Annotated in this window: 1 protein-coding gene; it reads right to left on the bottom strand. The window is 64.8% G+C overall.

Features of this window, described 5'->3' with window-relative positions; translation table 11 throughout:
• Positions 1 to 148: 148 nt before the first annotated feature.
• Positions 149 to 13,615, bottom strand: coding sequence for an Ig-like domain-containing protein (locus AC1PQG_RS12885; protein WP_481122925.1), 13,467 nt, complete (start codon positions 13,613 to 13,615; stop codon positions 149 to 151).
• Positions 13,616 to 13,623: the final 8 nt, after the last annotated feature.

Here is a 13,623-nt window from a genome sequence, read left to right as displayed (position 1 = left end):
CCACGGAGAACGGATATGGCGTTGGGGCTGTGTCTGGGAATGAAGTCGTGAGAGATCAAATTGCCAGCAGGCGACATCTCCTGGGAGGTGCTCTCCCAGGAGATGTGCTGTGGGGCGTGCGGAGAGCTGCAAGCGCAGCCCCTGCGTTTTACGGCAGGAAGCGGTCGTGGTACTCGGTTGTCTGCGTGAATAGGCCGATGACGTCCACGGCGGCCATGCCGTTATGCAGGTTCGTCATCCAGTAGTCGAAGCCGGCCTGGTCGGGGGTACGTCCCAGCAGACCGACGTAATCCAGCGTGACGCCCACGGCTTGAGCAGTCTGGGCCTGGGCTTCGACGGACTGGGTGATCTCCAGCATAACCTCGCTGCGGCTGGTCCCGCCCGCCAGGCGATCCTGCCAGTAGGCCTGGCCGGCTGTGTCCGGGGCCCGCTCCAGAACGTGCTGGTAGAGTTGTGCCACGAAGCCGGCGTTGTCGAGCCCGTCATACAGGCTCTTGAACTCGGTACTTCCGGAATAGTCCGCACTGATCGTCGCGAGGCTGTGGTCGGCCAGACGTTCTGCCATCCAGTAGTCCATCCCCGCCTTGTCGGGCAGGCGACCGAAGGCTCCGAGGTAAAGCCGCGTGATGGCGCCCGCACCGCTCTGGAACTCGGGCGACTCAAGAAAGCGGAAAGCGACCTCTTCGCGGGTCTGCGCCCCTGAGCCGATCTGATCCATCCAGTAGTTCAGGCCGCCGCTTTCCGCTTCACGGAACAGGGTGTCGCGATAGAGCTGCATCACGAAGAACTTCGTGCTGCCGAAGACATCGTTGTCCTTGGTGCCGACGGTCAGGCCATTGGCGGCTTCCAGTGCGTCGGGGAATTGATCGTGGTCGCTGTCGCTACCGTTGGCCCGATAGCCGGGGGCGCCCGGATCGCTGATCACGCCGTTCTTGATTCCGTCACTGTCGAACTCGCTGCCGTCGGTGATCTGGAAGTCCAGGCGCGTCTTGCCGCCCTCGGTGACGACCTGGCCACCGTATTGGGCGCTGGCCAGGTTGACCCAGTCACCGGCCGCGTTCTGCTTCCAGTAGCCGTTGATGGGGATGCTGCCATCCACATACAGGCTGAAGTGCTCCGTCCCGCCAACGGTGGCGATGTCGGCCTGGAAGCCGATCATCCCCAGCGGCATGGCCAGGTCGGCCGGCTTGTCGGTTGGGGCGTCCAGTTGTTGAACGGCCTTGAGGACCGCCGGGGTCGCCTGGGTCGTATCGGTCTTGCCGTCGATGGAGTCGCTGACGAGGGTCACGAAGACCGGAGGGGCATCGCCTGGATGGCTCTGGGCGGTGTCGGTATTGAGGAACTGTATCGACGTGACATTGGCCTGCAGGCCATCGGCAACACCATCACCGTTGCCATCCCCCGTGACACCGCCGGCTTCGAGCACCGGGACGAGTTGTTCCGTGGATGACGGAACGTTGTCGCCGTCGTCCCCGGTGTCGATGGTGATGGACAGGCCGGGAGAGGCGGGGCTGAAGTTGCCCGCTGTGTCGACGGCTTTGGCGGTCAGCGTATGGACTCCGTTGCCAAGGACGCTGGCGGTAATGCTCCAGAGGCCGCTGTCATCGGCCAGGGTCGAGCCGAGCAAGGTGCTGCCGTCGGTATCGTAGAGGACGACGGCCATGCCGGCTTGAGCGGAGCCAATGAAGGTCGGAGCCGTGACAGTGGTCAGGTTGTCGGTGGAGGAGCCGCCGGTATCACTGCCGGAGGTCAGGTCCGGCGCAGAGGGGGTATTCGGTGCCAGCGTATCGACCGTGATGTTGCGTGTTGCGGTGCTGCCGACATTGCCGGCCGCATCGGTCTGGGTTGCGCTGATCGTCTTGGTGCCCTCTCCCATGGCCGTGATGTCGCCAGCGACCAGCGTGTAACTCCAGCTCGTTCCGGTGACGGTGGCTTGGCGCGTGTTGCCCCCCAGGTTCAGCGCGACGGTGGCGCCGGATTCGTTGCTGCCGGTGAGGGTGGTGCCGACTTCCATGGCGTTGATGATGTCGTCCGCGGCAATGACATCGATGCCAGGGGCTGCGGGCGCACTGGTATCCACGACATAGTTGCTGCTGCTGGTGGTACCGGTGCCGGCGTTGCCGGCCACATCGGTGATGCCGGTGTTATCCAGCGTGATGAGGTTGGTGGCGTCCTCGATGCTGGCCGTCAGTGTGTAGGTGGCCGTCCAGGTGGTGCCCCCATCGCTGGAGCTGACCGCGGACAGGGCGCCGTTGGCGACGCTCAGGTCGGCATTGGTGAAGCCCGTGACGGCTTCGCTGAAGGTGACGGTGACGGTGGCCGTGTCACCGATCTTCAGGGCCGTGTCGGATATCACGATCGTCGCCGTCGGGCGCTGCGTGTCGACGGCGTAGTTGCCACTGTTGACCGTGCCGCTGCCGGCGTTGCCGGCCAGATCGGTGACGCCGCTGTAGTCCAGCGTGAGGACGTTGGTGGCGTCGGTGGTGCTGGCGTCCGGGGTGAGCGTGGCGGTCCAGGTAAGCCCGCCGTCGGCACTGCTCAGCTTGGACAGGCTGCCATTGGTGACCGTTACATCCGCGGTGGTGAAACCGGAGACGGCTTCGGTGAAGGCGAAGGTGACCGTGGCGGCGTCGCCGATCTTGAGCGCCGTGTCCGAAATCGCGATGCTCGACGCGAGGCTCGGGCGGACCGTGTCGACGGCGTAGTTGCCGCTGTCGGCGGAGCCCGTGCCGGCGTTGCCGGCGGCATCGGTAAGACCGCTGTAGTCCAGGGTGAGCAGGTTGGTAGCGTCGGTGATGCTGGCGTCCGGGGTGAGCGTGGCGGTCCAGGTGAGGCCGCCGTCGGCACTGCTCAGATTCGACAGGCTGCCATTGGCAACCGTCACGTCCGCGGTGGTGAAACCGGAGACGGCTTCGGTGAAGGCGAAGGTGACAGTGGCGGTGTCGCTGATCTTGAGCGCGCTGTCGGAGATCGTGATGTCGCTGGCCAGGCTCGGGCGGACCGTGTCGACGGCGTAGTTGCTGCTGTCGACCGTGCCCGTGCCGGCGTTGCCCGCCAGGTCGGCGATGCCGCTGTAGTCGAGGGTGAGGACGTTGGTGGCGTCAGTGGTGCTGGCGCTGGAGGTGAGCGTGGCGGTCCAGGTAAGCCCGCCGTCGGCACTGCTCAGCTTGGACAGGCTGCCATTGGCGACCGTTACATCCGCGGTGGTGAAACCGGTGACGGCTTCGGTGAAGGCGAAGGTGACCGTGGCGGTGTCGCTGATCTTGAGCGCGGTGTCGGAGATCGTGATGTCGCTGGCCAGGCTCGGGCGCACCGTGTCGACGGCGTAGTTGCCGCTGTCGGCAGAGCCCGTGCCGGCGTTGCCGGCGGCATCGGTAAGACCGCTGTAGTCCAGGGTGAGCAGGTTGGTAGCGTCGCTGATGCTGGCGTCCGGGGTGAGCGTGGCGGTCCAGGTAAGTCCGCCGTCGGCACTGCTCAGCTTGGTCAGGCTGCCATTGGCGACCGTTACGTCGGCGGTGGTGAAACCGGTGACGGCCTCGGTGAAGGCGAAAGTGACGGTGGCCGTGTCACCGATCTTGAGCGCCGTATCCGAAATCGTGATGTCCGACTCGAGGCTCGGGCGGACGGTGTCGACCGTGTAGTTGCCGCTGTCGGCGGTGCTCGTGCCGGCGTTGCCCGCCAGGTCGGCGATGCCCGTGTAGTCCAGCGTGAGGACATTGGTGGCGTCAGTGGTGCTGGCGCTGGGGGTGAGCGTGGCGGTCCAGGTGAGGCCGCCGTCGCTGCTGCTCAGGTTGGACAGGCTGCCATTGGCAACCGTCACGTCCGCGGTGGTGAAACCGGTGACGGCTTCGGTGAAGGCGAAGGTGACGGTGGCGGTATCACCGATCTTGAGGGCGGTGTCGGAGAGTGTGATGCTCGACGCGAGGGTGGGGCGCGCCGTGTCGATCGCGTAGTTCGGCGAATCGACGCTGCCGCTCCCCGCGTTGCCGGCCGCATTGGTGACGCCGCTGTAGTCGAGGGTGAGGACGTTGGTGGCCTCGGTGGTGCTGGCGCTCGGGGTCAGCGTGGCCGTCCAGGTGATGCCGCCGTCGCTGCTGCTCAGCTTGGACAGGCTGCCATTGGCGACCGTTACATCGCCGGTGGTGAAACCGGAGACGGCTTCGGTGAAGGCGAAGGTGACGGTCGCGGTGTCGCCGATCTTGAGGGCGGTGTCTGAGATCGTGATGTCGCTGGCCAGGCTCGGGCGGACGGTGTCGACGGCGTAGTTGCCGCTGTCGGCGGAGCCCGTGCCGGCGTTGCCGGCCAGATCACTGATACCCGTGTAGTCCAGCGTAAGGACGTTGGTGGCGTCGGCGGTGCTGGCGTCCGGGGTGAGCGTGGCGGTCCAGGTAAGCCCGCCGTCGGCACTGCTCAACTTGGACAGGCTGCCATTGGCGACCGTTACGTCGCCGGTGGTGAAACCGCTGATGGCCTCGGTGAAGGTGAAGGTAACCGTGGCGGTGTCGCCGATCTTGAGCGCCGTGTCCGAAATCGCGATGCTCGACGCGAGGCTCGGGCGGACCGTGTCGACGGCGTAGTTGCCGCTGTCGGCGGAGCCCGTGCCGGCGTTGCCGGCCAGATCACTGATACCCGTGTAGTCGAGAGTGAGAACGTTGGTGGCGTCGGTGGTGCTGGCGCTCGGGGTCAGCGTGGCGGTCCAGGTAAGCCCGCCGTCGGCACTGCTCAACTTGGACAGGCTGCCATTGGCGACCGTTACATCCGCGGTGGTGAAACCGGTGACGGCTTCGGTGAAGGCGAAGGTGACGGTCGCGGTATCACCGATCTTGAGCGCCGTGTCCGAAATCGCGATGCTCGACGCGAGGCTCGGGCGGACGGTGTCGACGGCGTAGTTGCCGCTGTCGGCGGAGCCCGTGCCGGCGTTGCCGGCCAGATCACTGATACCCGTGTAGTCCAGCGTGAGGAGGTTAGTGGCGTCGGTGATGCCGGCGTCGGGGGTCAGCGTAGCGGTCCAGGTGAGGCCACCGTCGCTGCTGCTGAGGCTGGAGAGGGTACCGTTGGGCACCGTCACGTCGGCAATCGTGAAGCCGCTGACGGCTTCAGTGAAGGTGAAGGTGACGGTGGCCGTGTCACCGATCTTGAGCGCCGTATCCGAAATCGTGATGTCCGATTCGAGGCTCGGGCGGACGGTGTCGACCGTGTAGTTGCCGCTGTCGACCGTGCCGGTGCCGGCGTTGCCAGCCAGGTCGGTGATACCCGTGTAGTCCAGCGTGAGGACGTTAGTGGCGTCGGTGGTGCTGGCGTCCGGGGTCAGCGTGGCGGTCCAGGTAAGCCCGCCGTCGCTGCTGCTCAGCTTGGTCAGGCTGCCATTGGCGACCGTCACATCCGCGATGGTGAAGCCGGAGACGGCTTCGGTGAAGGTGAAGGTGACGGTGGCCGTGTCGCCGATCTTGAGCGCGCTGTCGGACAGCGTGATGTCCGACTCGAGGCTCGGGCGGACCGTGTCGACGGCGTAGTTGCCGCTGTCGGCGGAGCCCGTGCCGGCGTTGCCCGCCAGGTCGGCGATGCCGCTGTAGTCGAGGGTAAGGACGTTGGTGGCGTCGGTGGTGCTGGCGTCCGGGGTGAGCGTGGCGGTCCAGGTAAGCCCGCCGTCGGCACTGCTCAGCTTGGACAGGCTGCCATTGGCAACCGTCACATCCGCGGTGGTGAAACCGGTGACGGCTTCGGTGAAGGCGAAGGTGACGGTCGCGGTGTCGCCGACCTTGAGGGCGGTGTCGGAGATCGTGATGTCGCTGGCCAGGCTCGGGCGGACGGTGTCGACCGCGTAGTTGCCGCTGTCGGCAGAGCCCGTGCCGGCGTTGCCCGCGGCATCGGTAAGACCGCTGTAGTCCAGGGTGAGCAGGTTGGTAACGTCGCTGATGCTGGCGTCCGGGGTCAGCGTGGCGGTCCAGGTAAGTCCGCCGTCGGCACTGCTCAGCTTGGTCAGGCTGCCATTGGCGACCGTTACGTCGGCGGTGGTGAAACCGGTGACGGCCTCGGTGAAGGCGAAAGTGACGGTGGCGGTGTCGCCGATCTTGAGCGCCGTATCCGAAATCGTGATGTCCGACTCGAGGCTCGGGCGGACGGTGTCGACCGTGTAGTTGCCGCTGTCGGCGGAGCCCGTGCCGGCGTTGCCGGCCAGATCGCTGATACCGCTGTAGTCGAGGGTGAGGACGTTGCTGGCGGCGGTGCTGGCGGCGTCGGGGGTCAGGGTGGCCGTCCAGGTCACACCGCCATCCGATGAGCTCAAGCCGCTGAGCGTGGCGTTGTCCACAAGCAGATCGGCCGTGGTAAAGCCGCTGACGGCCTCCGTGAATGTAAAGGTAACGGTGGCCGTGTCGCCGATTTTGAGGGCGGTGTCGGAGAGTGTGATGCTCGACGCGAGGGTGGGGCGCGCCGTGTCGATCGCGTAGTTCGGCGAATCGACGCTGCCGCTCCCCGCGTTGCCGGCCGCATCGGTGACGCCGCTGTAGTCGAGGGTGAGGACGTTGGTGGCGTCGGTGGTGCTGGCGCTCGGGGTCAGCGTGGCGGTCCAGGTAAGCCCGCCGTCGGCACTGCTCAGCTTGGACAGGCTGCCATTGGCGACCGTCACGTCGGCGGTGGTGAAACCGGTGACGGCTTCGGTGAAGGCGAAGGTGACGGTCGCGGTGTCGCCGATCTTGAGGGCGGTGTCTGAGATCGTGATGTCGCTGGCCAGGCTCGGGCGGACCGTGTCGACGGCGTAGTTGCCGCTGTCGGCGGAGCCCGTGCCGGCGTTGCCGGCCAGATCACTGATACCCGTGTAGTCCAGCGTAAGGACGTTGGTGGCGTCGGCGGTGCTGGCGTCCGGGGTCAGCGTGGCGGTCCAGGTAAGCCCGCCGTCGCTGCTGCTCAGCTTGGACAGGCTGCCATTGGCGACCGTTACATCCGCAGTGGTGAAGCCGGTGACGGCCTCGGTGAAGGCGAAAGTGACGGTGGCGGTGTCGCCGATCTTGAGCGCCGTATCCGAAATCGTGATGTCCGACTCGAGGCTCGGGCGGACGGTGTCGACCGTGTAGTTGCCGCTGTCGGCGGAGCCCGTGCCGGCGTTGCCGGCCAGATCGGTGACACCGCTGTAGTCGAGGGTGAGGACGTTGCTGGCGGCGGTGCTGGCGGCGTCGGGGGTCAGGGTGGCGGTCCAGGTCACACCGCCATCCGATGAGCTCAAGCCGCTGAGCGTGGCGTTGTCCACAAGCAGATCGGCCGTGGTAAAGCCGCTGACGGCCTCCGTGAATGTAAAGGTAACGGTGGCGGTGTCGCCGATTTTGAGGGCGGTGTCGGAGAGTGTGATGCTCGACGCAAGGGTGGGGCGCGCCGTGTCGATCGCGTAGTTCGGCGAATCGACGCTGCCGCTCCCCGCGTTGCCGGCCGCATCGGTGACGCCGCTGTAGTCGAGGGTGAGGACGTTGGTGGCGTCGGTGGTGCTGGCGCTCGGGGTGAGGGTGGCGGTCCAGGTAAGCCCGCCGTCGGCACTGCTCAGCTTGGACAGGCTGCCATTGGCGACCGTTACGTCGCCGGTGGTGAAACCGCTGATGGCCTCGGTGAAGGTGAAGGTAACCGTGGCGGTGTCGCCGATCTTGAGCGCCGTGTCCGAAATCGCGATGCTCGACGCGAGGCTCGGGCGGACCGTGTCGACGGCGTAGTTGCCGCTGTCGGCGGAGCCCATGCCGGCGTTGCCGGCCAGATCACTGATACCCGTGTAGTCCAGCGTGAGGACGTTGGTGGCGTCGGTGGTGCTGGCGTCCGGGGTCAGCGTGGCGGTCCAGGTAAGCCCGCCGTCGCTGCTGCTCAGCTTGGACAGGCTGCCATTGGCGACCGTTACATCCGCGGTGGTGAAGCCGGAGACGGCTTCGGTGAAGCTGAAGGTGACAGTGGCGGTGTCGCCGATCTTGAGGGCGCTGTCAGAGATCGTGATGTCGCTGGCCAGGGTCGGCGCAGTGTTGTCGATCACCACCGACGTGGCTGCCGAAGCCTTACTTACATTGCCGGCCAGGTCGGTTACGTCGAGGGTGATGCTGTGCGTAGCCTCACTGAGGCTGGAGGTCGTGACAGACCAATGGCCCAAAGCGTCGGCGGTGGTGGTGCCGATGACCGTCTTGCCGTCAGTGTCGAAAAGGCTAACGCTAGCAAAGGCCTCCGTGGTACCGGAGAAATCCAGGGTTGTGTGCTTGGTAATGCCATCCGAACTGGAAACCCCGGAGTCCGTACTGACGGACAGGGTGGGTGCGGCCGGTGTGCTGGGGACCGTGGTGTCGATGGTCACACTGAGCGTCGAGGACGTAGAGCTGCTGTTGCCGGCGGCATCAGAAGACTTGGCGCTGATGTCGTGTGCGCCTTCGGCCAGCTTGGAACTGGTGACGGACCAGTTGCCGCTGCCGTCGGCGGTGGCTGTGCCCAGCACGGTGGTGCCGTCGGTGTCGTAAAGGGTGACGGTGGCGTTGGCTTCGGTGGTGCCGGTGAAGGTGGGCGTGCTGTTGCTGGTGATGTGGTCGGAGCTGGAACTGCCGGTGTCGTCCGCGCTGCCCAGGTTCGGGGTACTGGGGGTGCTGGGCGCGGTGGTGTTGACAATGATGGCGCTGAGCTCAGCCAATGAGTTGCCACTGGTGAGGTCGGGCAGAGTCAGAGTGGCATCGACCGAGCTGTCGCTGGCTGCCATGATGGCGCCGCCGTTGAGGTCCAGGGCATTTGTTCCGATGTACTGCAGATCGGTGCTGCTATCGTTTGCCTGGACCGTATAAGAGAACGTAAGTACCTTGCTGCCGGTACCGGATGTGTAGACCGCGTATTCGTCGATACTGCCGGTTTCCAGTTGTAGGCGCGGAATCCCTCCGCCGATATCGACATCGACGTTTTGGTCGAAATACACGGCGACCGTAATCGTGTCGCCTGCCTTGTAAGAACCATCGCCGGAAGTCTGCTTGACTTGGGTGACGCTGGGTGCGGGGATGCTTACGGATACGGGGCTGACCGCGTCCGATATGTCCACGCTCGTGGTGATGCTGTCCCAACTGTCTGCCGCAGCCAGGTTGTAAACGGTGCTATCCGCGGCAGTTGTACCGGATTTGGTAAATAGCGCAGCCAGACCTGCTTGGTCTGTGGCATTCAAAGTGATGGAGAAGCTGGTGGCGCTGGTGATGTCCACATCGCCGGATGTCAGGGTGTAGGTGGCGCTGCCTTCACCCGTGAAGGTCAGTTTGCTGGTGCTGATGTCATTGTTACTGCCAGCTATGGAGACCAGGTCGGTGCCGGTGACGACCAGGGTGCCGGTGCTGGCATCGTAGGTGGCGCTGGTGATTGTGGGCGGGGTGCTGACGTCCAGGCTTACGGTGTCGCTGGTGCTGGAGAACGCGCTGTTGGGCGGATCCACATGGAGGATCTTCAGGCCTTTGGTGAAATCGGCGACGTAGACGTAACCGCCGCTGAACGTCGCGCTCCGGGCCCCGCCATCGGTGTCGTAGCTGGTGAGCAGGCTGGGATGGGCCGGGTCGCTGACATCGAAGACCTGGATCCCGTTGGAGTCGAGGGTGACGTAAGCGGTGTTGCCGGCGACAGTCAGGCCGTAGGGAGTCGCGCTGGCCGTGATGCTGCCCACCTTGCTCGGGTGGAGCGGGTCGGTGATATCGACGATATCGACGGAGTGGTTGCCATCGGTAACGTAGGCATAGTGGCCGCTGATCGCGAGGTTAACGCGATAGCCTCCCAGATTGAGCCCGCTGACGACGTGGGCGTTGGCCGGGTCGCTGATGTCAACGACCATCAGCGAGTCGTTGCCGTTGTTGTTGGCAACGTAGGCGTAGTTGCCATTGATGGCTACTTCATAGGCGCTGCCGGAGCTGGGGTAACCGTTGGGGGTTGCGTCAACGAGATCGACCTTCTTGGTGACAACAGGGTTGGCCGGGGTGCTGATATCGATGATCTGCAAGCCGCCACCGTTCGCCCCGATATAGGCGTAATGCCCGCTCACCGTGATGGAAGAGATGGTCGCGGAGGTGGTGTTGTCGAGATTGGTCAGTCCGAGCGTGTGCGTCAGAACGGGCGCGGCCGGATTGCTGATGTCGATGACGCGCAGGCCGTAATTGTTGTCCGCAACGTAGGCATAGTTGCCGCTGATCGCCACGCCCAGGAACGAGGCACCGGAGTCCGTCGCGGTCAGGATGCCCGTTTGGCTGGGGCTGGCGGGGTTGCTGATATCGATGACATGCAGCACGCCGCCGCCGTCGGTGACGTAGGCATGGTTACCGTTGAGGGCCACCTTGTTGGCGGTCCAGTTGGTGTTGACGGTGGAGAAGTCGTAGCTGCCGGTCAGCTGCGTAGTGTAGCTGGCGCTGGTGTCCACGCCGCTCTGGCCGTTGGTGTAGCCGCCAGTCTGGTCCCACGCCTTGAAGGTGAGGGCGTCGCTCAGCGTGCCGCTATAGCCAGTGTTGGGCTTGAAGTACAGACGGGTGTTGGCGTCGACCGCCAGCAGCAGGGCGCTGCTTGCAGAGAGGGCCCCAGCCAGTGTCCAGTGGGCGCCGGCATCGGTCGAGTAGTAGAGCGTGCCATGGGTGCTGACGCCGGTGATCGCGATGCCGAGTGAACTGCCGTCTACATCGGAGAAATTGGACAGCGTACCGCCGGCATCGATCAGGGCCGACACCAGCGTACTGCCGAGCGTGCTGCCGTTGGTCGGGGCGCCGGAATCCTGCAGGATCGTGCTCAGGCCCGGGGACTTGGATGCATCCAATACCGGCGCGTCGTTGACGGCGCTCACCGTGATGGTCTGGGTGGTGGCGCTGGAACCCGAGTGATTGTCGGTGGCGGTCAGCGTGACGGTGCGGTTGCTGGTGCCCGGGGTGTCGCTGGTGTTGTTGAAAAGCAGCGCCTGGCCCGCAGCCTGGACCAGCGCATTGGTGGCACTGGCGTTGAAGCTCAGCGTCAGGGTGCTGCCGTTGGTGACGGCGGCGGCGCTGGCGGTGCCGATCTGGGTGCTGCCGGCCATCAGCTTGTTGCCAGTGGTATCCACCCAGATGCCGTTGTTGCCGGGGTTGCTGGTGGGCAGGTAGAGCGTGTCAGCAGCCTCGTTGTGGGCGGTGATCTGGGCCTGGAGGGTGCCGCCGTTCCAGTCGGCGTTGCCGTCGGCGTCGTTGAGGATGAGGCTGTCTGCCACCGCGATGGGGGTTTGCTCGGTGAAGGCGGTCGTCGTGCCGGCGGTGATGCTGGGCAGGGTGTTGACCTTGACGCCAGAGACGGTGATGCCGTTGCCGGTGAGGTCATCGCTGGCGAGCGCCGAATCCCAGCCGGCGGCCCCCGCGATGTTGAATGTTGTCGAGTCGAGCGCGGTGGTGCCGTTTTTGTTCAGCAGGGCATTGACCGCGATCTGATCGGTTGCGTTCAGGGTTACGGAAAAGCCGGTGGTGCTGCTGGCCTCGACATTGCTGGAGGTCAGAGTGTAGGTGCTGCCGCCTTGGCCTTTGAGGGTGAGGTTGCCGACGGTGATGTCACTGCCTGAGGCATTGCCGACCAGTCCAGAGCCATTGACGACCAGGACGCCGGTGGAGGCATCGTAGGTGGCCGAGGTGATGGAGGGCGAAGAGACGCTGCTGACGGTGATGGCGTTGGTTGTATCAGCGGGGGCGGATGCCGCCGTGGAGTCCCAGCCGGACGCGGCTGATAGGTTATATGTCGTGGAACTGGCGAACGAGGCCGCGCCGGTCTTGTTCAGCAAGCCTTCCACCGCAAGTTGATCCGCTGCATTCAGCGTGATCGAGAACGCGCTGGCGCTGCTGGCGGTAACGTTGCCCGAGGTCAGCGTATAGGTCTGTCCGTTGTCACCGGTCAGCGTCAGTTTGTTGGCGACGATGGTGTCGCCTTTTGTCAGGCCCGTTGCAGTGACCGCCAGGGTGTTGGTGCTGGCGTCATAGGTGGCGTCGGTGATGGTGGACGCCGCAAGTGTGCTGATCGTGCCGAGTGTCTGGTTCGAACCTCTGTTCGCACCCGATACGCCGCCGCCGCCCTTGGCGTAACCCCCGGACCCACCTGCACCGACGTTGGTTACGCCTGAGATCGATGTCTTGGTTGCCGCGTCGGCGCTTACCGTGCCTGACTTGTTCCATATGGCGGCAACGCCGTAACCGCCGTCTCCGCCATTGCCAGGAAAGTTTGCATAGACAGAACCGCCGCCGCCACCACCGCCTGCGGCGATGTTGTTGGTGAAGGTACTGCCCGAAATCGTGATGATGCCGCCATTGTTGTAGATTGCTCCCACTGCATTGCCGCCGCGGGCACCGGATGCGTAATTGCCGCCGCCGCCGCCGCCGCCGCCGATCGAAATCCCTGCGCCGGCATTCGCATTTCCACCCATGCCACCGGTGGACCCTCCAGAGAGCGAGCCTGCTGCGCCGCCATTGCTGCTCCCGCCGCTAGAACCTCCTCCGCCGCCGATTCCGGGGTCGCTATTGGTTCCTGCGCCGTGTCCGCCCGTTCCGGCTGATGCAGAGCCGGCGGAATAACCATCATTGCTGCCGCCAGCGCCGCCGTTGGTGGTGCCAAAGCCGCCGCCGCCGCCACCACCACCGCTTTGCCCACCAGGCCCCGCCGCTCCGCCGCCACCACCAGCTGCCTTATTGCCGGAAAAAGTGACACCGCTGATGTTCAACGTACCCGTATTGGAAATGCCCGCACCTAGTGCATCTCCTCCGGCAACGGCTCCCGATGAGAGCGCGTTGCCACCGGCTCCCGATACCAATCCATTGGCAATGGTCAGGTTCTGCAGGGAAATGGTTGAGCCACTGTTGGTGGTGCTGGTGCTCAGCACCCGTGTCGCATTGCCGCCACTGAGCATATGACCACCCCCGACAATGCTCAGCGTGTGGCCATCGGTGACAGCGATGCTTATTGTTTGTGCCGATGCCAAAGTGATATCGCCGGTCAAGGTGATCGTGTCGTCCTGACCATCGCCGACAGCGGCGGCGATCGCACTCACCAATTCAGCGCGGGTGCTGACACTGGCCGTGCTGGCGAGGTGATCCCATTGCTCCAGCTTCTGTATATCAAGGACGGGAGTGGAAAGCACACTCCCGGTTGTGATTTCCAGGTTCCAGTCGCCCCCGAGGCTGGTTGCGCCAGTGTCATTGCTGGAGGCTGCTACATCCGCCCCGGTGGCTGCAGCCAGGGCCTGAATGAATGCCTGTCCGTCGGCGCCGGCGCCTGCATCGCAACCGTACAGTGAGATATCGCCGTCGGCGCTCAAGGCTTGACCGATGCTGTGCAACTCATCCGCATATTGCGCGAGGTTGCCGCCATGCAGGGGCCCGTTGCCCAGCAGCACCATGCCGTGATCGCCGTGCGACACGATGCTGAGCGAGTCGATGCCACTCATGCCCTTGAGGGCGTCGGCGATCTGCTTGACCCCATCCTGGTCCTTGTCGAGCACGATCACCGTTACACCAGGCTCAGCGGCAGCGATGATGCTCTGGTAGTCGGGCAAGCGGCTGTCGACTACCAGCACCTTCTTCGGGACATGGTTGGTGTCATCTGCGGCTGCATTGATGTCTTGGGCATTGCTCGTCGCTGGGGCATTCATTACTGGGG

The organism is Zoogloea sp. GDB6, assembly GCF_056724105.1.
Note: the sequence above shows the minus strand (reverse complement) of the source record. Positions and strands in the feature narration are given on the sequence as shown.